Below are 24,881 nucleotides of genomic sequence, written 5' to 3'. Positions count from 1 at the left end.
CGTTGGCCGCCCTATGCGTGGGTGTGTTTTTCCATGTGCGTGGGTGTCATGGGCACGGCCCTGGCCAGCCCGCTGTACCCGCTGTACCAGCAGGCCTGGGGGCTACAGCCCAGCCACATCACGCAGATCTTCGTGGCCTACATGTTCGGCGCGCTGGCCAGCCTGCTGTTCCTGGGCCGGCTGACCGACCGCTTCGGCTTTGTCGCCGTGCTGCGCGCCGGGCTGATCCTGATGACGCTGGGCGTGCTGGCCTCCACCGTGGCCTGGAACGTGCCCAGCTTTGCGCTGGGCCGCGTGGTGATCGGCGTGGCTTCGGGGCTGATCACCACCTCGGCCTCGGTGGGCATGACCCGGCTCAACAACCGGGGCGACCTGCAGCGCGCCGCGGCCACGACCAGCCTGACCATTGCCTTCGGCTTCGGGCTGGGCCCCGTGGTGGGCGGGCTGATCGCGCAGTGGCTGCCCTGGCCGCTGGTCACGGCCTATATCCCCTCGCTGGGGCTGGGCCTGCTGGCCATCTATGCGCTGTACCAGGTGCGCATTGCCGAGCCGGCGGAGCTGGCCTCCACCCAGGCACGTGCGCTGCACTGGCGCGATTTCATGCCCACCATCACCCTGCCCGAGCGCCGCTTTGCGCGCCACTACGCGCTGGGCGGCATGTGTGCGTTCTGCGCCTTCGGCATGTTCAGCCTGTTCGCATCGCTGGCGCCCAGCTTCATGCAGCGCATGGTGCCCTGGCATGGGCCGGCCGTTTCGGGCCTGTCCATCGGCGTGATCCTGTTCCTCTCGGCGGGCTTCCAGTACCTGGCGCGCCCGCGCCCGACCAAGGGCTCGGCCATTCTGGGCTTTGCCTGCCTGGTGGCCTGCAACCTCCTGCTGCTGGTCAACAGCTTTGCGGGCTCGGCCCTGCTGTTCGCGCTCAGCGTGATCACCACGGCGGCGGGCCACGGCCTGTGCAACCTGGCGGGCATGTCCATCGTCAACAAGGTCTCCACGCCGGCCACGCGCACGGGCCTGCTGTCCACCTACCTGGTGGTCGGCTACCTGGGCACCATCGTGCCCATCCTCGGCCTGGGCTGGCTCTCGGACCACATCGGCATCACCGAGGCCCTGGTCGCCTACTGCATCGTCATGGGCGTGCTGGCCGGCTGGCTGTGCTGGATGTGCACGCGCACGCCCACGCTGCCCATGCCCAAACACTAGGACCTGTTCACGCCCAAGCGCAGGCTGTTCAGCGAAAGTGCGGCCCCGGCCCGTCCTTGGCCAGGCAATCGCCGTCATTGCGCAGCGGGCAGACCTTGAGGGACAGGCAGCCGCAGCCAATGCAGCCGTCGATCTGGTCGCGCAGCTGGGTCAGCCCCTGGATGCGCGCATCCAGCGCATGGCGCCAGCGCGCGGACAGCGCGCTCCAGTCGGCCTGCGTGGGCGTGCGGCCGCTGGGCAGCTCCTGCAGCGCCTCGGCAATCTCGGCCAGCGGCACGCCCATGCGCTGGGCCACCCTGATGACGGCCACGCGCCGCAGCACGGCACGCGCATAGCGGCGCTGGTTGCCGGGCGTGCGCAGGCTCTCGATCAGCCCCTGGCGCTCGTAGAAATGCAGGGCCGAGACGGAGATGCCACTGCGCCGGGCTACTTCGCCCACGGAGAGGATGGCCGGCCCGTCATGGTCGGACGCGGTGACACCGGCAGAAGACAGATTCATGGCAGCAGGAAAATAGGCGCAGGAAAAATAGGTCCAAGCAGGCCTGCATTTGACCTCAACTTTGGTTGAGGTTTCACACTGGCAAGCCTCGCCGGCCCAGCCGGCGCACTTTCGGACTCCAGGCCCACCATGCAACACGACGCACTTCCAGCCGCCTCGGCACAGCCCGCCGCTTCCACGGCCCCGCAACTGCACCATCTGCAGCCCGCCGGTCTCTACGACGCCACGCCCAACGGCTACACGCATGTGGTCACCGTGCACGGGCCGGCGCAATGGGCCTTCGTCTCGGGCCAGGGCGGCGAGAACCAGGCGGGCGACCTGCCCGACAGCTTCGCGGCCCAGGCGCAGCAGGCCCTGTCCAACCTCAAGCTGGCGCTGCAGGCGGCGGGCGCGGACATGGGCCAAGTGGCCAAGCTGACCCTGCTCATCGTGGACCACTCGGAGGCCCGCTTCAACGACTGGCAGGCCGCCGTGCGCCTGCATTGGAGCGACGGTGCCCCCGGCGATGGCGCCCCCAGCAATACCCTGCCGCGCTTTCCGGCCTGCACCCTGATCCCCGTGCCCCGGCTGGCCCTGCCCGGCATGCTGATCGAGGTCGATGCCGTGGCCGCACTGCCCGCCACCGCCCAGCCGGCGCGGCCGCCGCTGTGGGTCTGAGCCATCCGCTTGCCCCCCATCAGCAGATACCACAGGCATTCGTCCGATGAACAGATCCTCCCCGGCCCCCGCCCTGCCCTCGCCGCCCATGCAGGCCACCGCCGCGCCCGTGCTGCCCCAGAGCACCCTGCTGCTCATGGCCACGGCCTGCGGCCTGTGCGCGGGCGCCAACTACTTCAACCAGCCGCTGCTGCACTCCATCGCCATGGACCTGGGCATCAGCGAGGCGCGTGCCTCGCTGACGGTGACCATGGCCCAGGTCTCCTATGCGCTGGGACTGCTGCTGCTCGTGCCCCTGGGCGACATGCTGGAACGCCGCCGCCTGGTGCTGAGCCTGATGCTGCTGGCCGCGCTGGGCATGCTGGCCAGCGGCATGGCGCACAGCTTCACCCTGCTGGCGGCGGGCACGCTGATGACCGGGCTGTTCTCGGTCGCGGCCCAGGTGCTGGTGCCCATGGCGGCCAGCTTTGCGGCGCCCGGCGCCAGCGGGCGCGCCGTGGGCCTGGTCATGAGCGGGCTGCTGATCGGCATCCTGGCCTCGCGCAGCGTGGCCGGCGTGCTCTCGGACCTGGGCGGCTGGAATGCCGTGTACTGGGTCGGTGCCCTGGCCACGGCCGGCGTGGCCCTGCTGCTGCGGCGCGCGCTGCCGCTGGCGCAGCCGGCCCAGCGCATCGGCTATGGCGCGGTGATGCGCTCCCTGCTCACGCTGGCGCGCGAGCAGCCGCGCCTGCGCAGCCGGGCGCTGATCGGCGGCATGGGCTTTGCCACGGTGAGCGTGCTGTTCTCCACCATGGCGCTGCTGCTGGCCGGGCCGGGCTACGGGTTCGGCGATGCGCAGATCGGCCTCATCGGCCTGGTCGGCGTGGCCGGCGCCCTCATGGCCAACATGGCCGGCCGGCTGGCCGACCGGGGGCTGGAGCAGCGCACCACGCTGGCCGGCGGCCTGCTCATGCTGGCGGGCTGGGGGGCGCTGTGGCTGGGCGGCACCAGCCTGTGGTGGTTCCTGGCGGGGCTGCTCATCGTCGATGCTGCGCTGCAGGCCCTGCACATCAGCAACCAGAACGTGATCTACGCGCTGGCGCCTTCGGCGCGATCGCGCATCAATGCGGTCTACATGACGGGGTACTTCATCGGCGCCTCGCTGGGCTCGGCCGTGGGCTCGACGGTGTGGCTGCACTGGGGATGGACGGGTGCCGGCGTTGCAGGCCTGGCCCTGAGCCTGTGCACGCTGGCCGTGGTCGCCTGGGACAGAAGCCTGGCGCGCCAGGCCAAGGCACGGGCGTAGGGCATCGCACCAACCTGCGGCACGGCGGCGCAGGAATGCACCGCAAGCGTGCCGCATTCCGCCCCGCGCATGGCAGCGCACGCACCAATCCGATGCGCCAGCGCACCAGCAGGGCGCAGCCGCCACTGCACCGGATTGGCACGCTAAATGCATGACGGAAGGCCGTTACCACCCACACGCCCTGTACCGTCCGCCCCGCCCATGTCCGCAGCGCTACCGATCACCGCCGTGCCCACGTCCGCCTCGGGCTGGCAGGCCATGCTGGAGCTGCGCTTCGGGCACCGTGCCGGCCAGGGCAGCGTGCTTTCCCACGCACGCCACAGCGGCCCGCTGCGCGTGCAAAAACCGCTGCACCCCGAAGGCCCCGGCATCTGCCATGCCGTGCTGCTGCACCCGCCCGGCGGCGTGGCCGGCGGCGACCAGTTGCAGATCGATGTGACCGTGGAGCCCGGCGCCCACGCCCTGCTGACCACGCCAGGCGCCACGCGCTGGTACAAGTCCCAGGGCCGCCCGGCCGCGCAGCGCGTGCGGCTGCGCGTGGAAGAAGGCGCCATCCTGGAATGGCTGCCGCAGGAAAACATGCTGTTTGCCGGTGCCGACGCCACCATGGCGCTGGACCTGGATCTTGCGCCGGGCGCGCGCGCCATCGGCTGGGACGCCACGGTGCTGGGCCGCTATGGCGCAGGCGAGCACTGGAACCATGCCGACGCACCGCCTGCGCGGCTGCAGCTTCACAACCGGCTGACCCATGCGGGCCTGCCACTGTGGCTGGAACAGGGCGAGCTGCACTGCGGCCATGCCCTGCTGTCCAGCCCGGTTGCCTGGGCAGGCTTGCCCATACAGGCCAGCCTCTGGGCCGTGGCCCCGGACCCCCTGGCGGCCATGGAGCCATTGAGCGAGCAACTGGCCGCCAGCCTGCCCTGGAGCGACGAAGTGCGCGCCGGCGCCAGCCTGCTGGCCGGCCAGGGCGGCGCGCCCTCGGTGCTGCTGCTGCGCGTGCTGGCCCGCCGCATGGAGGCGGCACGGGCCGTGCTGCATGAAGGCTGGCGCCTGCTGCGCCCCGCACTGCTGGACATGCCCGCCCGCCCTCCCCGCCTCTGGGCCACCTGATCAACGGAGACTCATCCATGGAACTCACCCCGCGTGAAAAAGACAAGCTGCTGCTGTTCACCGCAGCCCTGGTGGCCGAGCGGCGCAAGGCGCGCGGCCTGAAGCTCAACTACCCCGAGGCAGTGGCGCTGATCAGCGCCGCCGTGCTGGAGTGGGCGCGCGACGGCAGGACCGTGGCCGAACTCATGCACCTGGGCACCACGGTGCTGACGCGCGCCGATGTGATGGAGGGCATTCCAGAAATGATCCCGGACATCCAGGTCGAAGCCACTTTCCCGGACGGCACCAAGCTGGTCACCGTTCATCATCCAATAGTTTGACCCCCTGAGCGGCTACGCCGCTTCCCCCAAGGGGGACGGCGCCATCGCTGCGGGGCGGCGCGGCCAGCTTAGGCCCTTGCTGGGCACCCCCAACCAGCCCGCTGCATCCGCTTGTGCCGTGGGCAGATCCAGTCTCGATAGCGATCAAGGAGATCTCCATGTTCAGATTCCGCAACACTTTCAACTACCTGCTCGCCCCGGCCCTGCTGGCCGCCGCCACGGCTGCCAGCGCCCATACGGGGGCCGGCGCCCACCTGCATGCCGGCGACGGCGCCATGCAGGCCCTGATGGCCGGGCTGTCCCATCCCATTGCGGGCCTGGACCATCTGCTGGCCATGCTGGCGCTGGGCCTGTGGTGCGGGCTGATGCTCAAGCGCCAGTGGCTGCCGCCCGTGGCCTTTGCCGCCTGCATGGCGCTGGGCCTGGCGCTGACGCAGACCCCGCTGGAGCTGCCGGCCGTGGAGCCCATGGTGGCTGCCTCGCTGCTGGCCTTCGGCCTGCTGCTGGTGGCCCAGCGCCGCCTGCCCGTGGCCCTGGCCATGGTGCTGGCCGGCGCCTTCGCGCTGTTCCACGGATACGCGCATGGCGAGGTCTTCCCCCACGCGCTGCCCGCAGCCGTGTTCTGGGCCTACATGGCGGGCATGGTCGCCACCACGCTGGTGCTGCATGCGCTGGGCGTGGCCTTTGGCCGGGCCATGCGCGGCGGCACGGCTTCGGCCTGGGCCGCACGCCTGGCCGGCGTGGCCGCCATGGGCTATGGCGCAGCAGCCCTGGCAGGCTGAGCGCGGGAGCCGCACATGACCGAGCGCATCATCCCCGGCGAGCTGCTGGCCGAGCCCGGCGAGATCCTGCTGAACGCAGGCCGGCCCGTGCAGACCCTCACGGTCACCAACACCGGCGACCGGCCCGTGCAGGTGGGCTCGCACTTTCATTTCTTCGAGGTCAACGAGGCCCTGCACTTCGACCGCGCCGCCGCACGCGGCTGGCGGCTGAACATCGCGGCCGGCACGGCCGTGCGCTTCGAGCCGGGCCAGGAACGCACGGTGGAACTGGTGGAAATCTCCGGCGACCGCATCATCTATGGCTTCAACGCCAAGGTGATGGGACCTCTCTGAAAGGGAACATTCATGGCAAGCATCACGCGTCAGGCCTATGCCGAGATGTTCGGCCCCACCGTGGGCGACCGCCTGCGGCTGGCCGACACGGCCCTGGTCATCGAGATCGAGAAGGACCACACGATCTACGGCGAAGAGGTCAAGTTCGGCGGCGGCAAGGTCATCCGCGACGGCATGGGCCAGAGCCAGCGCATGGCCGCCGACTGCGCCGACACCGTCATCACCAATGCCGTGATCATCGACCACTGGGGCATCGTCAAGGCCGACATCGCCATCAAGAACGGGCTGATCGCCGGCATAGGCAAGGCCGGCAACCCGGACATGCAGCCGGGCGTGACCATCGTCATCGGCCCCGGCACGGAAATCATTGCGGGCGAGGGCATGATCGTCACGGCCGGCGGCATCGACACGCACATCCACTTCATCTGCCCGCAGCAGATCGACGAGGCGCTGACCAGCGGCGTGACCACCATGATCGGCGGCGGCACGGGCCCGGCCACGGGCACCTTCGCCACCACGGTCACGCCCGGCCCCTGGCACATGGAGCGCATGCTGCAGGCCGTGGACGGCTACCCCATGAACATCGGCCTGCTGGGCAAGGGCAACGCCAGCCAGGCCGCGCCGCTGCGCGAGCAGATCGCGGCAGGCGCCATCGGCCTGAAGCTGCACGAGGACTGGGGATCGACGCCCGCCGCCATCGACTGCTGCCTGGGCGTGGCCGACGAGACCGACACCCAGGTCGCCATCCACACCGACACGCTCAACGAGGGCGGCTTCGTCGAGGCCACGGTGGCCGCCTTCAAGGGCCGCACCATCCACACCTACCACACCGAAGGCGCGGGCGGCGGCCACGCGCCCGACATCATCAAGGTCTGCGGCGAGGCCAACGTGCTGCCCTCGTCCACCAACCCCACGCGGCCCTACACGGTGAACACGCTGGACGAGCACCTGGACATGCTCATGGTCTGCCACCACCTGGACGCCTCGATTGCCGAGGACATCGCCTTCGCCGAAAGCCGCATCCGCCGCGAGACCATCGCCGCCGAGGACGTGCTGCACGACCTGGGCGCCTTCTCCATGATCTCCAGCGACAGCCAGGCCATGGGCCGCGTGGGCGAGGTCGTGCTGCGCACCTGGCAGACCGCGCACAAGATGAAGGTCCAGCGCGGCAGCCTGCCGGGCGACAACGCGCGCCACGACAACTTCCGCGTCAAGCGCTACGTGGCCAAGTACACCATCAATCCCGCACGCACGCATGGCATCGCCCATGTCGTGGGCTCGGTGGAGGTCGGCAAGCTGGCCGACCTGGTGCTGTGGCGGCCGGCGTTCTTCGGCGTCAAGCCCAGCCTCATCCTCAAGGGTGGCAGCATCGCCAGCGCCGCCATGGGCGACCCCAACGCCAGCATCCCCACGCCCCAGCCCGTGCACTACCGCCCCATGTTCGCGGGCCAGGGCAGCGGCGTGGCGGCGGCCAGCCTCACCTTCGTCTCGCAGGCCGCCCAGCAGGCCGGCGTGGCCGACCGCTACGGCCTGCGCAAGCGCACCGTGGCCGTGGAAAACTGCCGCAGCGTCAGCAAGCGCGACATGGTGCACAACGACTGGCAGCCCGACATCAGCGTCGATCCCGAGACCTACCAGGTCGTGGCCGACGGCCAGCTGCTGACCTGCGAGCCCGCCACCGAGCTGCCGATGGCGCAGCGGTATTTTCTTTTTTAAGGGGGAGCAATGGGGTCAGCGGGGCAAGGGCGCACTGTGCTCACGTATCCAGAGGGCGAACCCGGCCTCGTCCAGTTCGCCTGCGGCCAAGGCCACCATGGTCAGCACACAGGACTCGTCACCCGCCGTCAATTCCCAGCCATTGAGATGGAGAAACAGCTCGGTCGCCACAAAGGCTGTGCGTTTATTGCCATCCGCAAAGGGATGGTTGCGCGCGATGCCAAAGCCATAGCTGGCTGCCAGCTCGGCCGCATCAGGCGCCCCATAAGCGGCCAGATGGCGTGGCCTGGCCAGGGCGGATGCCAGCAACCCGGCATCACGCACGCCCGCCGGGCCACCATGCTCGGTCAGTTGCTCTTCGTGAACAGCCAGCATGACGGCCTCGCTGAGCCAGACCCAAACCTGCATGTTCCCGGTCATTTCGCCAGCTCACGCAAAACACCACGCCGCTTTTTCATGATCAGGCGCGCTGCATCCATCTGCTGCCCGAAGTCCTCGTCATACGGAGAAAGCTTGATGCCACCGTCGGCAACCTCGGTCAGATACACCGTGTCGCCTTTGCCCAGGTTCAGCTTCGCCAGAATCTCCTTGGGCAGGATCAAGCCCACGGAATTGCCGACCTGGGTGAGTTTGAGAGTGGTCATGATGGAATCTCCAGGGAAGTCATTGACTTCGCAATGTTATAACGAACGTTAATACGAAACAATTCATGCTCACCGTCAACAAACACATGCCCCAGGGCGGCGGCCTTGCCGCCGTGCTGGTCAGGCGCGCCGCCACGCTGGAACTGGACTGGGACATGCGCCAGAAGAGCCGCTTTGCGGCCATCGATTCCACGGGGCGCGAGCTGGCCGTGGTGCTGGCGCGCGGCAGCGTGCTGCGCGGCGGCGATGTGCTGGTGGCCGAGGATGGCAGCCTGGTCGCCGTGCGCGCCGCGCCCCAGGCGGTGTTGCGCGTGACGGCGGCTACGCCGCTGGGCCTGCTGCGTGCGGCCTACCACCTGGGCAACCGGCATATCCCGGTGGAGGTCACGCCCACGCACCTGCACCTGGAACACGACCCCGTGCTGCACGACATGCTGCTGCGCCTGGGCGCGCAGGTGGCCCTGGTGGATGCGCCCTTCGAGCCCGAGGCCGGCGCCTATGGCGGCGGCCACCGCCACGGCCATGACGCCAGCTTTGCCGAAGACCAGGCGCTGGCGCAGAGCGTGTATGCGCTGCATGACCATGGGCACGCACACGGCCATTCCCACGACCATTCACACGATCATTCCCACGGGCATGAACATGGCCACGACCACAGCCATGACCATGATCACAAAGGCTGCTGCGGACACGGGCACGGCCACGACCATCCGCATGGCTGACCTGTCGATACAGGGGCTGTGCGCCCTGCTGCACCTGGCATCGCCCCAGCTGCCCGTGGGCGGCTTCAGCTATTCGCAGGGGCTGGAGGCCGCCATCGAGCACGGCCTGGTCACGGATGCCGGCACGGCGCGCACCTGGATTGCCGATGCGCTGGCCCACGGCTTTGCACGCTGCGAGGCGCCGCTGTGGCTGCTGCTGCGCCGGGCCTGGAGCGAAGGCGACGAAGGGGCAGTGCACGAATGGAACCAATGGTTCATTGCCAGCCGCGACAGCCGCGAGGCCCGTGCCGAGACGCTGCAGATGGGCTGGTCGCTGCACAGCCTGCTGCGCTCCGTGCCCTGGGGCGGCGAGGCCTTTGCGCCCCGCATCGCACAACTGGGCGCCCTTGTGGACAACCCTGGCCTGGCCTATCCCACGGCCTTTGCCTGCGCCTGCGCCGCCGTGGATGCCGACGAGGACCATGCCCTGCTGGCCTATGGCTTTGCCTGGCTGGAGAACCAGGTGGCCGCCGCCATCAAGGCCGTGCCACTGGGCCAGGTGGCGGGCCAGAGCCTGCTGCTGGCCCTGCATCCGCTGCTGGAGCAGGCCGTGGGCGAGGCACGCCGCCGCGCCAGCGAGGCGCCGCCCCGGCTGGACACCATGCTGCCCCAATGGAGCGTGCTGCAGGCGCGGCACGAACACCAGTACTCCCGGCTCTTCCGGTCCTGATCACTCACCCCAAGTCCACCATGAACACCCGCACCAAGAAACTCCCCCCGCTGCGCGTCGGCATCGGCGGCCCGGTCGGCTCCGGCAAGACCACGCTGCTGGAGATGCTGTGCAAGGCCATGCGCGCCCACTACGACCTGGTGGTCATCACCAACGACATCTACACCAAGGAAGACCAGCGCCTGCTGACGGTGGCCGAGGCCCTGCCGCCCGAGCGCATCATGGGCGTGGAGACCGGCGGCTGCCCGCACACGGCCATCCGCGAGGACGCCTCCATCAACCTCGAGGCCGTGGACCGCATGCTGCGCCAGTTCCCCGAGGCGGACATCGTCTTCATCGAAAGCGGCGGCGACAACCTGGCCGCCACCTTCAGCCCCGAGCTGTCGGACCTGACCATCTACGTGATCGACGTGGCCGGCGGCGAGAAAATTCCGCGCAAGGGCGGCCCCGGCATCACCAAGAGCGATCTGCTGGTGGTCAACAAGACCGACCTGGCGCCCTACGTGGGCGCCAACCTGTCCATCATGGAAGCCGACACGCAGCGCATGCGCGCCCACAAGCCCTATGTGATGGGCAGCGTGAAAAGCGGCAAGGGCCTGCGCGAGGTGATCGACTTCATCACCGAGCGCGGCCTGCTGCCGCCCATGCCCGCTCAGGCCTGAAGTCGGCCGCGCACGGCCTTCAGCGCTGCGGCGTGCCGCTGGTGGCCTTGGCCTTGGGCAGGGTGGCCGCGCTGCTGGAAGACACCAGCGGGTGGCCGGTGGAGGTGGCGGCGCCATCGGTCTGGCGCCAGGCCGAGGGCTTGGGCGCCACCATGGGCTGGGGCGCGGCGGCAGGCGCCCGGCTGCGGTTCCAGGCCGGCAGCAGCACGCGGCGCACAAAGCCCATGTCCAGCGCCAGCCACAGCAGCACCGGGCACAGCGTGGGCACCATCAGCCCGCCCATCTGGTAGGCGTAGACGATGGCCTCCAGCTGCCATGTCTGTATGCCCAGCACGTTGAGGTCAAGCCGCGCCGCAAGGCACAGCTGCATCAGTACCTGCGAGACCACGCTGAAGGTCTGCAAGGGCAGCAGCGCCACATACCCCACCAGGATGCGCCACCACCGGCCCGGCCCCCAGGCCGCCAGCAGCATGGCCACCAGCACGGGCAGGCCGTAGCCGTAGCGGGCGGGATCGACCTCGACGATGGCCTCGGCGCGGCGCCAGCCGGTCTGCTCGTTGGAGACCTGGACCGAGGAATTGACGACCAGGTTGCGGGGCGTCTCCAGGTCCACGCGCTGCACCCAGCCGTTGGCGGCGTTCTCCAGCACCCACTTGCTCATGCCGGACACCGGCACGGCCAGCCAGCCGGCCGCCAGCGTCCAGGCCAGGGTCAGCACCACGATGCCGCCCATGGCCAGGGCCGCGAAGCGCGAGATGGGATTGCGTCCGATCATGGCCTGCTCCTCAGGCGGCCACGGCGGCGGAAGCTGCAGCGGCGGGCGGCAGCGGCGGCTGGCCGCCGTCATCGTGCGACGGCGCCTTGCGGCCGCTCCAGCGCACCCACAGCAGCCAGAACACCAGCACGTCCAGCATGATCAGCGCCTGCCAGAGGTACTCATGCGCGAAGTTGAAGGCCGTGGTGCTCCACTGGCCCAGGTAGAACAGGCTGATGACGCGCAGCACATTGATGGCCTGCACGGCCACGAAGCCGGCCAGCAGGCCCACCAGCTTCTGGCGCCATGACGAGGGGAAGGCCATCACGGCGGCAAACAGCACGATGTAGGCCTCCAGGCCATTGCAGCCGGCCTCGATGGAGACGCCGAAGCCCGTGGCCGTGTTCCACAGCACCTTGCCCGTGGCCGAGGCCGTGCTGTCGAACCAGGTCACCAGCGAGGCGCAGATGTGCGCAAGGAAGGCCGTCCAGGGCAGCACGATGTGCTGCTGCACCCAACTGAGCAGGTTCAGCCCGAACATCGTCAGCTGGATGGCCAGAAAGATCAGAAAGAAACGCAGCATGGCAGGTCTTGGAGTGTTGGTTGCCGGGCTTGCGACCTGGCGGTTGCGAAACAGTGTCCCTCTATAGGCTCGCATTATCTTCGGACCGCTCAAAGACGACAAAGGCCGGTGCGTGAATCACGCCACCGGCCCTTGTCGTCACGGGCGCATCACCGACGCTCGCGCCTGCGCATGGTCCCCAGTGCCATCAGCGCCAGCAGGGACGACATCAGCATCAGGCCCCACTGCGACAGCGTGGGAATGCTGGCCGTGCCGCCCGGCCCCGGCTTGAGCGGCGTGGTGGTCGTGCTCTTGTCGTTGTCGGGATTGCCGTCACCGGGCACCGAGACCGTTGCCGAGTTGACCAGCGGGCGGGCGCCCTTGTAGGGCTTGTCCAGCTTGGTCTCCAGCGTGAAGACGGCCGTGCCGCCCTGGGCCAGCTGCGGCACGCTGCAGGTCACGGTGCGCGTGCCGCTGGCATAGCTGCAGCCTGCCGAGGCCGAGACGAACTCCAGCCCTGCGGGCAGCACGTCGGTCACCGAGCCGCCCGCGGGCGACTGCGGATCGCGGCCGTAGTTGGTGACGGTCAGCGTGTAGCTGGCCGTGTCGCCATCGTCCAGCGGGCCGGCGGGGCCCTGCTTGCCGATCCCCAGGTCCACGGCATTGCCCTGGCGGCTGGTGGAGGTCCGGTCGGTGGTGGTGTTGTTGACGATCACATCGCCGCCATTGCTCAGCCATTCCGTCTCGAAGGGCTTGACCGAGGCCTCGTGGTAGATGGTGCCGCCCGATGCCTTGTCGGGCAGGGTCTGGGCGCGCATCTTGAACTTGATGGTCATGCTCTGGCCCGGCGCCAGCGAGGGGATGGTGCACTGCAGAGGCCCGCTGGTCGCGTTCAGCGCCGGCTGCACGCCGCACCAGGATGCGGAGGCGCCGGGAATGCCGGCCAGCGCCAGGCCGTTCTGGTAGCTGAAGGTGGCCGTGGAGCCCGATGCGGGGAACTTGTCGGTCACGACCACCTGGGTGGCGTAGGAGGGGCCGGAGTTGGTCACCGTGATGGTGTATTCGGTGTCCTCACCCAGCACCAGGCCGTCCGCCGTGTGGCGCATGCTGATGTTCACATCCAGCTCGGCACGCTTGAGCCGGGCCTTGGCCTCGGCCTGGTTGTTGGCCTTGGTCAGTTCCTCGGTGGCGGTGTCCACGGCGACCGTGTTGAGGATCTCCGTGTCGGCCGCCAGATCGCCGCGCGAGCGCATCTTGTAGGCCACGGTGTACTGCGCGCCTGTGGGCAGCGGATTGGCCCAGGCGCACTCCAGCGTTCCGCCCTGCACGCCATCGGTGGCAGCCGGAGTGCAGGTGCCGCCGCCGGAGACCGTGGGCGTGCCGATGAAGATGGCGTCTGCAGGCAGCACGTCCTTGAGCGTGACATTGGCGGCCGACGAGGGGCCGTAGTTGGGCACCGTGACCGTATAGGTCAGCGGCTCGCCCGCAGCCGCCACCTTGGGCGAGACCTGCTTTTGCGCTGCGATTTCCGCGATGGCCTGCACGGTGATGCTGGCCGTCGAGGAATCGTTGCCGGGATCGGCGTCGTGGATGTCCAGAGACTGGGCCGAGGCCGCGTTGGCATAGGTGCCGGTGGTGGCGCGCTTGGGGCGGATCTTGACCTCGATCACCACCTCGGCCTCCGGGGCCATGGAGGTGATGTCGCAGGTCAGATCGCGCGTCTCGCTGTTGACGCCGCCCGAAGGAGTGCCGCAGCTGGCGTTGGCGCCGGAGACGATGCGGCTGGAGACAAAGCCGCCGCCCGGGTAGGTGTACGGCACGGGATTGCCGGCCTCGTCCACCGGGTTGCCGCCCACGATGCGCACGCCGTCGGTCTGCTTGACCAGGGACTGCAGCGCGTCGCGCACGCGGACATTCGTCACCGTCGTGCTGGCCGAGTGGTTCTTCACCACCAGCTGGTAGGTGACCTCCTCACCGCTCTTGATGGCAGCCGGCGGCACGGGGCTGACCACGCTCTTGACGATGCCCACATCCACCTTGTCGGCAGACACGGTGACGGTCGCGGAGGTGGTGGCCGATGCATTGTCCCGGCCGATCACGCCAGCGGAGGCGTTGTTGGTGAAGTCCAGATGGCCCGAAGCCAGCGTGACCTTGGCCCTGACCTTGATCTGGCGGCTGGCGCCCACGGCCAGGCCCGCGGTCGAGGTGCAGCTCGGGGTGGTGCAGGTCCATTCCCCCGCGCCGGTGCCCGCACCGGACATGCTGACGATGGCCATGCGGCCGTCTGCGGGGTTGTCGGTCACGGTGATCTGCTGATTCGGCAGCACGGGCATGGGGCCGGTGTTGGTCACCGTGATCGTGTACTCGAACTCCTGGCCTGCCAGCACCGGGCGGCCAGGGCCGGCCTTGGCCAGCCTCAGCCGCGCATCGTTGCTGAAGTCCACGGCCGCGCTGGCCGTGTTGTTGGTCGTATTGGGCTCGTTGAGGCCGGGTGCCACACCGATCACGCCCTGGTTGACCAGCTGCGTGCCGGGTGTCCCGCCCGCAGCCACGACGGCCTTGAAGCGGATGGCCTGCATGTTGGCGTAGCCGGCCACCGGGTACTCGCCCGCATGGGTGCAGGTGATGGTGCCGCTGTTGTGGCCGCAGTTCCAGGGCGCCGTGCTGCCATCGAAGCCCGTGAAGGTCACGCCGGCCGGCAGGGTGTCGGTGACGGTGAGATCGCGCGGCACGAGGGAGCCGCCTTCGCGGCGCGGCTGCAGCGTGTAGGTGACCTCGGTCGCCTGCAGCGCATCCAGCACTGTAGGCGCCACCTGCTTGCGCAGCGAGACATCCACGAACTCACTGCCGCTGGAGACCACGGCGGCGCTGGCGGTGTTGTTGCCGGACTGGCCGTCGGGCATCTCCGTGCTGGCGTCCTTGTAGCCCTTGACGCTGGCAGCGCCGGCAATGGTGCCGCTCATGTTGGCGATGGCCGGCACGGTGATGGCTGGCAGCACGGCGCCTGGCAGCACCGGGCCGCCGCGCGTGCAGCTGAGCTCGCCCGAGATCAGCGGATAGCCCGAGGCCGGCGTGCAGCTCCAGCCGCTGCCTGAGGGCACGCCCGTGACCACGGCGCCGTTGGGCACGGGGAAATGCACCACGGTACGGCCACCGGCGGGGACTTCGGACGGGCCCTTGTTCTGCACGTCGATGACGTACTGGAAGGCGCCGCCGTTGGCGACGCTGGCGGGAGCCGCTATCGCAATGGCCAGATCGGCGGCCTCGGTGGTGGTGAAGTTGCGGTCCAGCTGCGTGTTGTTCTGGTCGTTGTCGTAGTCGGGCGAGGCCATGCGCGCGCTGGCCACGGCGCGCCAGTTGGTGCCGACGGTCGGCAGGATGACCTCGAAGCCCACGGACTTGAAGCCATCGGTGGGCGCAAGGTTGCCGATGTTGCAGACCAGCGTGTTGTTGCCTGCGGTGAGCACCGTGCCGGCCGCGGGTGCCGTGCAGGTGATGCCGCCCGGGCTGCTGCTGTAGCCCTGGAACACGGCGCCCACGGGCAGCACCTCGGTCAGGGTGACGCCTACGGCGTCGGGACCGATGTTGTTGTGCCTGACCTTGGCCACATAGGTGAAGGTGCCGCCGGCAGGCCCTGCCGATGCGTCCTGTCCGTCATAGAGACCATCCTGGTTGACCAGGATGTCGGTATCGGCCGGCGCCGCCACGGCAGCCGCTGTTGCCAGCAAGCCGCCGGACAGCAGCGCACGCGCCAGCCAGCCCTTTCTCGTGAAAGCCATACAAACCTCTCTTTTGCTTCGTTGACAGCGCCGAATGCCGCAGGCACGGACGCACGGGGTGCCCGGCTGGAACAGCTCTGTCAAAAAGCCGACAACCGGACGCACCAAAGGGAGGCATGATGGTTCTTTATTACCAAAAGTAAATATGATCTGGAATTTTTGACAAAAGTGAGTATTTAGAAGAATTTGTGAGTTTTCCGTGAGTCCACCGACGACTACCGGTTTTCCTCACGGATTGCAGACGTGAAAAAGCCGGTGGCAGCTTGGCTAGCACCGGCTTGGAAGGCTTGTCTGCCGTGCGCTGGCACGACAGTGAGCAGGCACTGAGGCCTATGGAATGCGCCTGGGCGATCCTTGTGAGGAACTCACGCGAGAAGAGCGTTCACGCGCTTGACGTAGGCGGCCGGGTCCTCGGGCATGCCGCCTTCGGCCAGCACGGCCTGGTCGAACAGGATGTTGGCCAGGTCATGGAAATGCACCGATCCGTCCAGCTTCTTGACCAGCGGATGCTCGGGGTTGACCTCCAGCACGGGGCGGGCGTCCGGCGCCTGCTGGCCGGCCTGCTTGAGCAGGCGCGCCAGCTGCAGGCTCATGCTGCCGTCCTGCACCACCAGGCAGGCCGGCGAGTCGACCAGGCGCGTGGACACGCGCACGTCCTCGGCCTTGTCCTTGAGCGCCTCCTTGAGCTTGGCCAGCAGGGGCTTGAAGGCTTCGGCCGCTTCCTCGGCGGCCTTCTTTTCCTCTTCGTCCTGCAGCTTGCCCAGGTCCACGGCGCCCTTGGCCACGGACTGCAGCGGCGTGCCGTCGAAGTCGGTCAGGTAGCCCATGGCCCATTCGTCCACGCGGTCGGCCATCAGCAGCACTTCGATGCCCTTCTTGCGGAAGACTTCGAGCTGCGGGCTGTTGCGCGCTGCCGTCAGGGAGTCGGCCGTGATGTAGTAGATCGCGTCCTGGCCTTCCTTCATGCGGGCCTTGTAGTCGGCCAGCGAGACCATGGCGTCTTCCTGGCTGGTGGAGGCAAAGCGCAGCAGCTTGGCGATGCGTTCCTTGTTGGCGAAGTCCTCGCCCAGGCCTTCCTTGAGCACGGCGCCGAACTCGGCGTAGAACTGGCTGTACTTGCCTTCCTTGGCCTTGTCCTCTTCGCTGACCACGTCGGTGACGCCGTCCGTGCCTTCGCCGGCCTCGTGGCGATCGTGCTTGGCCAGGTCTTCCAGCATGGACAGCACGCGCTTGGTGGAGCCGTCGCGGATCAGGCGCACGTCGCGGCTTTCCTGCAGCAGCTCGCGGCTGACGTTCAGCGGCAGGTCGGCCGAGTCGATCACGCCCTTGACGAAGCGCAGGTAGCCGGGCATCAGCGCCTCGGCGTCATCCATGATGAAGACGCGCTTGACGTAGAGCTTGACGCCGGCCTTCTTGTCGCGGTTGTAGAGATCGAACGGTGCCTTGGCCGGAATGAACAGCAGCTGCGTGTACTCGGTGTTGCCCTCCACGCGGTTGTGGCTCCAGGTCAGCGGGTTCTCGAAGTCGTGGCTGATGGCCTTGTAGAAGTCCTGGTACTGCTCGGCCGTGATGTCCTTCTTGGGACGCGTCCACAGCGCGCTGGCCTTGTTGATGGTCTCCCACTCGCCGGTCTTGACCATGGCGCCGGGCTGGTCGTTCTCGCCGTCCTTCCATTCCTCCTTCTCCATGAGGATGGGCAGGCTGATGTGGTCGGAGTACTTGCCGATGACCTGCTTGATCTTCCAGGCATTGAGGAACTCCTCGGCCTCGGGGCGCAGGTGCAGCGTGATGCTGGTGCCGCGCTGGGGGCGCTCGATCTGCTCGACCTCGAACTCGCCCGTGCCGCCGCTGGTCCAGCGCACGCCTTCGGAGGCCGGCAGGCCCGCGCGGCGTGTTTCCACGGTGATCTTGTCGGCCACGATGTAGCCCGAGTAAAAGCCCACGCCGAACTGACCGATGAGCTGCGAGTCCGACTTCTGGTCGCCCGACAGCTTTTCCATGAAGGCCTTGGTGCCGCTCTTGGCGATGGTGCCCAGGTTGTCGATGGCTTCCTGCTCGCTCATGCCGATGCCGGTGTCGGCAATGGTCAGCGTCTTGGCGGCGGCGTCGAAGGACACGCGCACTTCCAGGTTGGGCTGGTCTTCATACAGCGCGGCATTGTTCAGCGCCTCGAAGCGCAGCTTGTCGCAGGCGTCCGATGCGTTGGAGACCAGCTCGCGCAGGAAGATCTCGGGGTTGGAATACAGCGAATGCGTGACCAGGTGCAGCAGCTGTGCAACTTCGGCCTGAAAAGAATGGGTTTGCTTGCTCATGCAGACAGTGTCCTATGTCCTATGGGTTCACAACAGGGAAAAAATCAGCCCTCATCTCGGGTCGGCGGATGCAATTTCAAGAGCCTGCCGCCCCTGTGGCGACGCAGGCTGTGGACGATTGTTCACTTTCTTGCCCTCTCGGCAGGCCAGGCGCAGCGCTATAACTGCGCCACTTTCCGCCATTCGGCGGGCAGTGCGCGCAGGGCCCGGGCGCAGCGGCGGGCCTGTTTCAGGAGATTTCCCATGCACAGCTCTGTTCAAAAATGGTCCGCAGAATTCCTCGGAACCCTGTGGCTGACCCTGGGCGGCTGCGGTGCGGCCGTGCTGGCCGCCGCCTTCCCGCAGGTGGGCATCGGCCTGGTCGGCGTCTCGCTGGCCTTCGGCCTGACGGTGGTCACCGGCGCCTATGCCTTCGGCCCCATCTCGGGCGGGCACTTCAACCCTGCCGTCTCCGTGGGCCTGGCCATGGGCGGGCGCTTTGCCTGGAGCGAGCTGCCGGGCTACGTCGTGTCCCAGGTGCTGGGCGCCATCACGGGCGCAGGCATTCTCTACGTGATCGCCACGGGCAAGGCCGGTGCCGACATCGGCGGCTTTGCCACCAACGGCTTCGGCACGCATTCGCCGGGCGGCTACGGCATGACGGCTGCCCTGGTCACCGAGGTGGTGATGACGGCCTTCTTCATCCTGGTCATCCTGGGCGCCACGGCCAAGCGCGCGGCAGCCGGCTTTGGCGGGCTGGCCATCGGCCTGTGCCTGACGCTGATCCACCTGATCTCGATTCCCGTGACCAACACCTCGGTCAATCCCGCGCGCAGCACGGGCCCGGCCCTGTTCGGTCCCGAGATCGCCGTCTCGCAACTGTGGCTGTTCTGGGTGGCCCCCATCGTGGGCGCGCTGATCGGCGCCGTGATCTACAAGGCCCTGCTGTCCAATCCGGCCGACGAGTAAGGCCAGGCACGGGCGCAGCAGGCACCCCGCAGCAAACCCCGGCGGCTGGCGACAGCCGCTTTTTTTCGTCCGGCAGCAGCCGCGTTTTCATTGGACCTGTGGTGAAACACGGTTTTCGTTTGTTGCATGGCGGCAACGCGAAGGACTTTTACCCAGGGCAAACAGGCCAACTTTACGAAGCAGAAACCGAACACTAGTGATTCGCAATAACAATCCGCGGGCTTTCATCGGAGTGAACATGAGCAAAATCCAACAAATCCTCCCCCCCGCGAACCTCACCCAGCTGGCCCTTGCCGCTGCCCTGTGCCTTGCTGGCACCCCGGCCTTTGCGCAGGCCAGCACCACGCTGGGCACCGTGAACGTGACGTCTTCGACCGAAGCGCCCGTGAAGACCGACAACGCCTCCTCGGCCAAGTTCACGGCCCCGCTGGTGGACACGCCCAAGACGGTGCAGGTCATCAACGAGGAAATCATCAAGCAGACCGGCGCGACCAGCCTGCAGGAAGCCCTGCGGTCCACGCCCGGCATCACCTTCGGCAACGGCGAAGGCGGCAACCCCTCGGGTGACCAGCCCTTCATCCGCGGCATGGATGCCCAGGCCAGCACCTTCGTGGACGGCATGCGCGACATCGCGGCCGGTACGCGCGAAGTGTTCAACCTGGAATCGGTGGAGGTCATCAAGGGTGCCGATTCGGCCTATGCAGGCCGTGGCGGCGCTGGCGGCTCCATCAACCTGGTGACCAAGAAGGCCAGGAACGAGAACTTCATCAGCGGCGACGTGGGCCTGGGCACGGACAGCTACCGGCGCGCCACCATCGACGCCAACCGCGTGCTGGGCGAAGGCGTGGGCCTGCGCCTGAACGCCATGGTGCACGACGCCGACGTTCCCGGCCGCAGCGGCCCCGAGAACAAGCGCTGGGGCATCGCCCCCACGGTGACCTTCGGCATGGGCACGCCCACCGAGGTATCGCTGTCCTGGCAGCACCTGCAGACCGACAACATTCCCGATGGCGGCGTGCCCTACCTGTACACCAGCACGGCGGCCGCCGGACTGCCCGGCGGCAGCGTGGTGCGTCCCACCTACGGCAGCAACCGCGACAACTGGTACGGCCTGACCAGCCGCGACTACGAGAAGGAAAAGAGCGACCTGTTCACGGCCACCGTGGAGCACAAGTTCACCGACACGAACAAGTTCCGCAACAGCCTGCGCTACAGCAAGTCCGAACAGGACTACCTGTGGACCCAGCCCGACGACAGCAAGGGCAATGTCGTCAATGGCTATGTGTTCCGCCGTGGCAATGCACGCGTGGCCGACATCAAGACGCTGCAGAACCTGTCGGAATTCACGGGCAAGGCACAGACCGGCAGCGTGGGCCACAGCTACGCCTTCGGCCTGGAGCTGTCCAAGGAAAAGGCCGAGTCCCGCACCGCCGCGCTGCAGACCACCAACACCACCTGCACGGCCGCCAGCCTGTGGTGCGCCTCGCTGAACAACCCGGACAGCAGCCCGCTGTGGAACCTGCCCGTCACCCTGGGCGACCCCAGCCACAACAAGATCGACACCGTGGCGCTGTACGGTTTCGACACGCTCAAGTTCAACGACCGGTGGCTGCTCAACGCCGGCCTGCGCCTGGACCACTACAAGCTCAGCGCCTCCGGCCCCGCCGGCCGCAACACGCCGGCCTATGACCTGAGCCGTTCGGACACGCTTTTCAACTACCAGCTGGGCCTGGTCTACAAGCCGGCCACCAACGGCAGCATCTACGCCAGCCTCGGCACCTCCTCGCGCCCCGGCGGCTCCATGCTGGGCAACGGCAACGAGGACCTGGGCATCTCCACCGACCAGTTGGCCAACCTGGCGCCCGAGAAGACCCGCTCGCTCGAGCTGGGCACCAAGTGGGACCTGATGGAAAAGCGCCTGGCGCTGACCGCCGCGCTGTTCCGCAACGACGTGACCAATGCGCGCATCACCGAAAACGGCGTCACCTACATGGGCGGCAACAAGGTGGTCAACGGCGTGGAGCTGGGCTTCACGGGCAGCGTGCTGCCGGGCCTGAGCGTCTTCGGCGGCTACACCTACATGGACAGCGAGCAGAAGAACGCAGGCGCAGGCAACGTGGCCAACGGCCAGCCCTTCCCCAACACGCCCAAGCACAGCTTCAGCCTGTGGACCAGCTACAAGCCCATGGCCAAGCTGACCGTGGGCCTGGGCATCTATGCCCAGAGCAGTGTGAACCAGAGCTACATCCGCTCCACCGTGGATGGCGGCATCGTCACCAAGGGCGCCAGCGGCTATGCACGCTACGACGCCATGGTGGCCTACCAGATCGACCGCAATCTGACCGTGCAGCTGAACCTGTACAACCTGGGCGACAAGGTCTACTACAGCGGCGTGCGTTCGCCCCACTACGCGACCATGGCGGCAGGCCGCTCGGCCGTGGCCTCGCTCAAGTGGACGTACTGATCTGCTGATCGCCCCGGGCGAACGCGCAGCGGCTTGACGCTGCGCAGATCACCGCAAAGCCCCGCAGGCCATCGCCGCCTGCGGGGCTTTTTTGCGGGACACTCATTGATTCCGCCCCTGAGGACCGCATGCCATGATGCTCCGCATACCCGCCCTGCTCAGCCCCGACGAAGTGCGCCAGTGCCGCCAGGCGCTGGAGCAGGCCCCGTGGCAGGACGGCCGCGCCACGGCCGGCCCCCTGGCGGCCCAGGTCAAGGCCAACCTGCAGCTGCCGCTGGACAGCCAGGCCGGCCAGGCGATAGGCAACCTCATCCTCGACAGGCTGGGGGCCAGCGCGCTGTTCATGTCGGCCACGCTGCCGCTGAAGGTGCTGCCGCCGCGCTTCAACCGCTACGAAGGCGGCGGCACCTACGGCAACCACATAGACAATGCCATCTTCACCATCCCCGGCACGGCCATCAAGGTGCGCAGCGATGTCTCCACCACCGTATTCCTCAGCGAGCCCGACGAATACGAAGGCGGCGAGCTGGTCGTGGAAGACACCTTCGGCCACCAGAGCGTGAAGCTGGCCGCAGGCGACGCCATCGTCTACCCCGGCACCAGCCTGCACCGCGTCAACCCCGTCACGCGCGGCACGCGCTACGCCAGCTTCTTCTGGACCCACAGCCTCGTGGCCTCGGACGAGAAGCGCCGCCTCCTGTTCGACCTGGACCAGCAGATCCAGCAGTTGACGCTGCGCCACCCGGGCGACCCCGCCCTATCCGCGCTGTCCGGCACGTACCACAACCTGTTGCGGATGTGGTCGCAGGCCTAGTGGCACAGCCGCCAGGCAGCCGCATCAGAACCTGTAGCGGGCCGTGACCAGCACATTGCGCGGATCGCCATACACGCCCGTGCCGTACGAACCCAGGCCCGGCATATAGGTCTTGTCGAACAGGTTGTTGACGTTCAGCGTCACCGACCACTGGCGGTCCACGTCGTAGCGCGCCATCAGGCCCACCAGCGCATAGGCACGCTGGTCGGCGCGCGCGTAGGGAGCGGCGGACTGCTGGTAGTAGGTCAGGCTTTGCCAGGCCAGCGAGCCGCCCACGGTCCACTGCGGGTTGAGACGGTAGCTGGTGCTGAGCTTGAACAGGTGGCGCGGCTGGTTGGTGTTGACCGCGCTGAGGATCACGTCGGGCTGGGCCGGCGCACGCGAAGTGCGGTAGGTGTAGCCGCCGTAGATGTTCCAGGCCGGCGTGATGCTGCCCGACACCTCCATCTCCACGCCCTTGCTGGTCACGCCGTCGATGGCCGCATAGACCTCTTCCCCGGATTGCGGGTTGGCGCTGACGTACTGCGCGGCATTGCGCTGCTGGATGTGGAACAGCGCCAGCGAGGCGTTGAGCCGGCCGTCCAGAAACTCGCCCTTGACGCCCACTTCGCGGCTGCGGCCCGTGAGCGGCGGCAGCGGGCTGCCGGCAGCGTCCTTGTAGTAGGTCTGCGGATTGAAGATATCGGTCTGGCTGGCGTACAGCGACAGCTGGCGGTTCAGGTCATACACCACGCCCGCATAGGGCACGGTCTTGTGCGCCACGCGCAGCGCGTTGTTCACGACGTAGCTGCCGTTCAGGCCCGTGGTGTCGTCCAGCATGTCGTACCAGCTCACGCGCGCACCCAGGATCACCGACAGATCGTCCGTGGGCCGCAGGCGCGCGGCGCCGAAGACACCCTTTTCCACGATGCGCGTCATGCGGTGGTTGCGCAGCTGGAAATCGGGCCGGGGCACCTGGCCGTCCCACTCGAAGTAGTTGCCCACGGGGCCGTAGGCATTGCTGTAGCCGGGCGCATGGCGGCGCTGGCGCGACCAGCTGGCGCCGAACGACAGCTCATGCTCGCGCCCGAACAGCTGCAACGGCCCGGACAGCGCCGCATTCACGGCCTGCGTGGTGGCATCGGTGGGAATCTTGTTGGACAGCATGTTGATGCCCAGGCCGCTGACCGGGTCCACCATGCCGTGGGCTGCCACGCCGACCTCCACGTCGCGCGACTGGCGCAGCCGGCTGGCAGACAGGTCCATCTTCCAGCCATTGCCGAAGCTGTGCTTGAGTTCGGCAAACACGTTGGTGCTGTCGTTGTCCCAGTACGACCAGCGCGCCGCAGGGTTGAGCGAGGTGGGGAAATGCGTGCGGCTGCCATCCTTGAAGAACAGCGGGATGTGGCCGAAGCTGGCCCCGTTGGCGCGCGTCTGCATGTGGTCAATGCCCAGGCTGGCCACGGTGCCCGGGCCCAGGTCGGCCTCGATGATGCCGTACAGGCTGCGCACGTTGCGGCTGTAGTCGTCCACATGGGACCTGGCGTTCTGCGCCACGGCCACCACGCGGGCGCGCACGCGGCCGTCTTCGGTCAGCGGCGCGGAGATGTCGCCCACGCCGCGCAACCGGTCATGGCTGCCGATGGCCGCCTCGGCCGAGGCCTGGAAGGTCTTGGTGGGCCGCTTGCGCACCAGATTGACCACGGCCGACGGATAGCCCGCGCCCGTGAGCAGGCCTGTGGCGCCCTTGACCACTTCCACGCGGTCATAGATGGCGCTGTCGGCCAGCGAGGTCGTGTACTGGTTGGCCGAGTCCATGGTGTTGGGCACGCCGTCGAACTGGAAATTCTCGATGGCATAGCCGCGCGAGTAGAAGGTGGTGCGCTCGCTGTCGTTGCGGCCCACGGTGATGCCGGGCGTCTTCTCCAGCACCTCGGGCAGGCTGGTCAGGCCCTGGTCGTCCATCAGCTGGCGCGTGACCACGCTGACCGACTGCGGCGTCTCGCGCTGCGACAGGCCCAGCCGTGTGGCCGTGCTGGACTGGCGCGTGGCGTAGGAGCCCGTGCCTTCGGAGACCGCGCTGCGCTCGGCAGCGGCCGTCACGTTGACCGTGGCCAGCGCCGTGCCCTCGGCAGCGGAGACCGGCGCCGTCGGCACCGCCGCGCGCCGCAGCGCGTAGCCCCCGCCCTGCCCCGCCTGGGGCACGGCTTCCAGGCCGCTGCCCGCCAGCAGGGCGGCCAGGCCCTCGCGCACCGAATAGCTGCCATGCAGGGCCGCGCCGGTCTTGCCTGCCGTCAGGCTGCCATCGGCGGTCAGCAGAATACCGGCCTGGGTGGCAAAAGCGTTAAGGGCACGGTCCAGCGGCGCGGCAGGCAGATCGAAGCGCTGGGCGGCAGCCGGCGCGGCCATGGTTTGCGCGTGGGCGGCAGTGGCGCTCAGGCCACCGACAGCGCAGGCCTGCAGGGCCATGGCGAGCACGGTTCTGGCGAAGGCAGGCGCCAGCGCGGGAGCCTGTGCAGGAGGTCGGAAGCGGACAAGAGCGCCGGGCACGGGGTGCGGCATGGAGGATTCCTTTCGATGGATGGCGGACATAGCCATTCACTGCAGAAAATGGCTGTTGTCTCTAT

General features: G+C 68.0%; 22 protein-coding genes. 14 read left to right on the top strand and 8 right to left on the bottom strand.

The window, feature by feature from the left end; genetic code table 11:
• Positions 1-33: 33 nt before the first annotated feature.
• Positions 34-1,203: an MFS transporter gene (locus tag ACF8NF_RS07085; RefSeq protein ID WP_244451733.1), complete on the top strand. Its 1,170-nt coding sequence runs from the start codon at positions 34-36 to the stop codon at positions 1,201-1,203.
• 28 nt (positions 1,204-1,231) lie between these two features.
• Here ACF8NF_RS07085 and soxR read toward each other — a convergent pair whose 3' ends face one another.
• Complete coding sequence (gene soxR, locus ACF8NF_RS07080; RefSeq protein WP_017407202.1) at positions 1,232-1,702, bottom strand: redox-sensitive transcriptional activator SoxR; 471 nt, start codon at positions 1,700-1,702, stop codon at positions 1,232-1,234.
• Positions 1,703-1,831: 129 nt separating this feature from the next.
• Between soxR and ACF8NF_RS07075 the strand changes: the two genes are divergently transcribed.
• The 7 genes from ACF8NF_RS07075 (at position 1,832) to ureC (ending at position 7,905) form a co-directional block, all read left to right on the top strand.
• Positions 1,832-2,359, top strand: a complete 528-nt coding sequence (locus ACF8NF_RS07075) for a RidA family protein (protein ID WP_392450327.1) — start codon at positions 1,832-1,834, stop codon at positions 2,357-2,359.
• Positions 2,360-2,405: 46 nt separating this feature from the next.
• Positions 2,406-3,644: an MFS transporter gene (locus ACF8NF_RS07070; protein WP_392450325.1), complete on the top strand. Its 1,239-nt coding sequence runs from the start codon at positions 2,406-2,408 to the stop codon at positions 3,642-3,644.
• Between the two features lie 201 nt (positions 3,645-3,845).
• Positions 3,846-4,754 carry an urease accessory protein UreD gene (locus ACF8NF_RS07065; RefSeq protein ID WP_392450324.1) on the top strand — a complete coding sequence of 303 codons (909 nt, stop codon included), beginning with the start codon at positions 3,846-3,848 and terminating at the stop codon, positions 4,752-4,754.
• A gap of 17 nt (positions 4,755-4,771) precedes the next feature.
• Positions 4,772-5,074 carry an urease subunit gamma gene (locus tag ACF8NF_RS07060; protein ID WP_012203116.1) on the top strand — a complete coding sequence of 101 codons (303 nt, stop codon included), beginning with the start codon at positions 4,772-4,774 and terminating at the stop codon, positions 5,072-5,074.
• A 158-nt stretch (positions 5,075-5,232) separates the two neighbouring features.
• Complete coding sequence (locus ACF8NF_RS07055; RefSeq protein WP_133073963.1) at positions 5,233-5,856, top strand: HupE/UreJ family protein; 624 nt, start codon at positions 5,233-5,235, stop codon at positions 5,854-5,856.
• A 27-nt stretch (positions 5,857-5,883) separates the two neighbouring features.
• On the top strand, positions 5,884-6,189 hold the full coding sequence (locus tag ACF8NF_RS07050; protein WP_174538844.1) for an urease subunit beta: 306 nt from the start codon (positions 5,884-5,886) through the stop codon (positions 6,187-6,189).
• Positions 6,190-6,201: 12 nt separating this feature from the next.
• On the top strand, positions 6,202-7,905 hold the full coding sequence (gene ureC, locus ACF8NF_RS07045) for an urease subunit alpha (protein WP_012203113.1): 1,704 nt from the start codon (positions 6,202-6,204) through the stop codon (positions 7,903-7,905).
• Positions 7,906-7,920: 15 nt separating this feature from the next.
• Here ureC and ACF8NF_RS07040 read toward each other — a convergent pair whose 3' ends face one another.
• Both ACF8NF_RS07040 and ACF8NF_RS07035 read right to left on the bottom strand, forming a co-directional pair.
• On the bottom strand, positions 7,921-8,325 hold the full coding sequence (locus ACF8NF_RS07040) for a type II toxin-antitoxin system death-on-curing family toxin (RefSeq protein ID WP_034366858.1): 405 nt from the start codon (positions 8,323-8,325) through the stop codon (positions 7,921-7,923).
• Entirely contained in the window at positions 8,322-8,549 is a 228-nt protein-coding gene (locus tag ACF8NF_RS07035; protein WP_016446570.1) for an AbrB/MazE/SpoVT family DNA-binding domain-containing protein, read from the bottom strand. Before ACF8NF_RS07035 ends, ACF8NF_RS07040 begins: the two co-directional genes overlap by 4 nt.
• 65 nt (positions 8,550-8,614) lie before the next feature.
• Here ACF8NF_RS07035 and ureE point away from each other — a divergent pair, with 65 nt between their 5' ends.
• Genes ureE through ureG form a run of 3 tightly spaced genes read left to right on the top strand, consistent with a single transcriptional unit; the run spans position 8,615 to position 10,642 of the window.
• Positions 8,615-9,271 (top strand): urease accessory protein UreE, encoded by a 657-nt coding sequence (ureE, locus tag ACF8NF_RS07030; RefSeq protein WP_133073964.1) that lies wholly within the window; start codon positions 8,615-8,617, stop codon positions 9,269-9,271.
• Positions 9,264-9,980 (top strand): urease accessory protein UreF, encoded by a 717-nt coding sequence (locus ACF8NF_RS07025; protein WP_392450403.1) that lies wholly within the window; start codon positions 9,264-9,266, stop codon positions 9,978-9,980. The genes ureE and ACF8NF_RS07025 overlap by 8 nt, the downstream gene beginning before the upstream one ends.
• A 20-nt stretch (positions 9,981-10,000) precedes the next feature.
• On the top strand, positions 10,001-10,642 hold the full coding sequence (gene ureG, locus ACF8NF_RS07020; protein WP_016446573.1) for an urease accessory protein UreG: 642 nt from the start codon (positions 10,001-10,003) through the stop codon (positions 10,640-10,642).
• Between the two features lie 19 nt (positions 10,643-10,661).
• Here ureG and ACF8NF_RS07015 read toward each other — a convergent pair whose 3' ends face one another.
• From ACF8NF_RS07015 to htpG, 4 genes are all read right to left on the bottom strand, one after another.
• Entirely contained in the window at positions 10,662-11,417 is a 756-nt protein-coding gene (locus ACF8NF_RS07015) for an exosortase H-associated membrane protein (RefSeq protein ID WP_012203109.1), read from the bottom strand.
• A 10-nt stretch (positions 11,418-11,427) separates the two neighbouring features.
• Complete coding sequence (gene xrtH, locus ACF8NF_RS07010; RefSeq protein ID WP_034366861.1) at positions 11,428-11,979, bottom strand: exosortase H; 552 nt, start codon at positions 11,977-11,979, stop codon at positions 11,428-11,430.
• 149 nt (positions 11,980-12,128) lie between these two features.
• The gene (locus ACF8NF_RS07005) at positions 12,129-15,737 is read right to left on the bottom strand and encodes an IPTL-CTERM sorting domain-containing protein (protein ID WP_392450322.1); all 3,609 of its coding nucleotides are present in this window, start codon (positions 15,735-15,737) and stop codon (positions 12,129-12,131) included.
• 365 nt (positions 15,738-16,102) lie between these two features.
• Entirely contained in the window at positions 16,103-18,049 is a 1,947-nt protein-coding gene (gene htpG / locus ACF8NF_RS07000; RefSeq protein ID WP_392450320.1) for a molecular chaperone HtpG, read from the bottom strand.
• A gap of 243 nt (positions 18,050-18,292) precedes the next feature.
• On the opposite strand from htpG, the gene aqpZ reads away from it, so the two are divergent.
• The 3 genes from aqpZ (at position 18,293) to ACF8NF_RS06985 (ending at position 22,275) form a co-directional block, all read left to right on the top strand.
• Positions 18,293-18,997, top strand: a complete 705-nt coding sequence (gene aqpZ / locus ACF8NF_RS06995; protein ID WP_016446578.1) for an aquaporin Z — start codon at positions 18,293-18,295, stop codon at positions 18,995-18,997.
• Between the two features lie 238 nt (positions 18,998-19,235).
• Positions 19,236-21,461, top strand: coding sequence for a TonB-dependent siderophore receptor (locus ACF8NF_RS06990; protein WP_046239192.1), 2,226 nt, complete (start codon positions 19,236-19,238; stop codon positions 21,459-21,461).
• Between the two features lie 133 nt (positions 21,462-21,594).
• On the top strand, positions 21,595-22,275 hold the full coding sequence (locus ACF8NF_RS06985) for a Fe2+-dependent dioxygenase (protein WP_046986753.1): 681 nt from the start codon (positions 21,595-21,597) through the stop codon (positions 22,273-22,275).
• Between the two features lie 24 nt (positions 22,276-22,299).
• On the opposite strand, the gene ACF8NF_RS06980 is transcribed toward ACF8NF_RS06985, so the two are convergent.
• Positions 22,300-24,663: a TonB-dependent siderophore receptor gene (locus tag ACF8NF_RS06980; RefSeq protein ID WP_337223185.1), complete on the bottom strand. Its 2,364-nt coding sequence runs from the start codon at positions 24,661-24,663 to the stop codon at positions 22,300-22,302.
• Positions 24,664-24,881: the final 218 nt, after the last annotated feature.

This window comes from Delftia sp. WSY_22, from assembly GCF_043104185.1.
Classification (GTDB): Bacteria; Pseudomonadota; Gammaproteobacteria; order Burkholderiales; family Burkholderiaceae_C; genus Comamonas; species Comamonas tsuruhatensis.
The sequence above is the reverse complement of the archived record's forward strand: the minus strand, read 5'-3'. Positions and strand labels throughout refer to the sequence as shown.

What these genes read in the sequence shown, in the direction of transcription:
- ACF8NF_RS07085 (WP_244451733.1), top strand. Translation starts at nt 34, where the DNA reads ATGTGCGTGGGTGTCATGGGCACGGCCCTGGCCAGCCCGCTGTACCCG.
- soxR (WP_017407202.1), bottom strand. Translation starts at nt 1,702, where the DNA reads ATGAATCTGTCTTCTGCCGGTGTCACCGCGTCCGACCATGACGGGCCG.
- ACF8NF_RS07075 (WP_392450327.1), top strand. Translation starts at nt 1,832, where the DNA reads ATGCAACACGACGCACTTCCAGCCGCCTCGGCACAGCCCGCCGCTTCC.
- ACF8NF_RS07070 (WP_392450325.1), top strand. Translation starts at nt 2,406, where the DNA reads ATGAACAGATCCTCCCCGGCCCCCGCCCTGCCCTCGCCGCCCATGCAG.
- ACF8NF_RS07065 (WP_392450324.1), top strand. Translation starts at nt 3,846, where the DNA reads ATGTCCGCAGCGCTACCGATCACCGCCGTGCCCACGTCCGCCTCGGGC.
- ACF8NF_RS07060 (WP_012203116.1), top strand. Translation starts at nt 4,772, where the DNA reads ATGGAACTCACCCCGCGTGAAAAAGACAAGCTGCTGCTGTTCACCGCA.
- ACF8NF_RS07055 (WP_133073963.1), top strand. Translation starts at nt 5,233, where the DNA reads ATGTTCAGATTCCGCAACACTTTCAACTACCTGCTCGCCCCGGCCCTG.
- ureC (WP_012203113.1), top strand. Translation starts at nt 6,202, where the DNA reads ATGGCAAGCATCACGCGTCAGGCCTATGCCGAGATGTTCGGCCCCACC.
- ACF8NF_RS07040 (WP_034366858.1), bottom strand. Translation starts at nt 8,325, where the DNA reads ATGACCGGGAACATGCAGGTTTGGGTCTGGCTCAGCGAGGCCGTCATG.
- ACF8NF_RS07035 (WP_016446570.1), bottom strand. Translation starts at nt 8,549, where the DNA reads ATGACCACTCTCAAACTCACCCAGGTCGGCAATTCCGTGGGCTTGATC.
- ureE (WP_133073964.1), top strand. Translation starts at nt 8,615, where the DNA reads ATGCTCACCGTCAACAAACACATGCCCCAGGGCGGCGGCCTTGCCGCC.
- ACF8NF_RS07025 (WP_392450403.1), top strand. Translation starts at nt 9,264, where the DNA reads ATGGCTGACCTGTCGATACAGGGGCTGTGCGCCCTGCTGCACCTGGCA.
- ureG (WP_016446573.1), top strand. Translation starts at nt 10,001, where the DNA reads ATGAACACCCGCACCAAGAAACTCCCCCCGCTGCGCGTCGGCATCGGC.
- ACF8NF_RS07015 (WP_012203109.1), bottom strand. Translation starts at nt 11,417, where the DNA reads ATGATCGGACGCAATCCCATCTCGCGCTTCGCGGCCCTGGCCATGGGC.
- xrtH (WP_034366861.1), bottom strand. Translation starts at nt 11,979, where the DNA reads ATGCTGCGTTTCTTTCTGATCTTTCTGGCCATCCAGCTGACGATGTTC.
- ACF8NF_RS07005 (WP_392450322.1), bottom strand. Translation starts at nt 15,737, where the DNA reads ATGGCTTTCACGAGAAAGGGCTGGCTGGCGCGTGCGCTGCTGTCCGGC.
- htpG (WP_392450320.1), bottom strand. Translation starts at nt 18,049, where the DNA reads ATGAGCAAGCAAACCCATTCTTTTCAGGCCGAAGTTGCACAGCTGCTG.
- aqpZ (WP_016446578.1), top strand. Translation starts at nt 18,293, where the DNA reads ATGCACAGCTCTGTTCAAAAATGGTCCGCAGAATTCCTCGGAACCCTG.
- ACF8NF_RS06990 (WP_046239192.1), top strand. Translation starts at nt 19,236, where the DNA reads ATGAGCAAAATCCAACAAATCCTCCCCCCCGCGAACCTCACCCAGCTG.
- ACF8NF_RS06985 (WP_046986753.1), top strand. Translation starts at nt 21,595, where the DNA reads ATGATGCTCCGCATACCCGCCCTGCTCAGCCCCGACGAAGTGCGCCAG.
- ACF8NF_RS06980 (WP_337223185.1), bottom strand. Translation starts at nt 24,663, where the DNA reads ATGGCCGCGCCGGCTGCCGCCCAGCGCTTCGATCTGCCTGCCGCGCCG.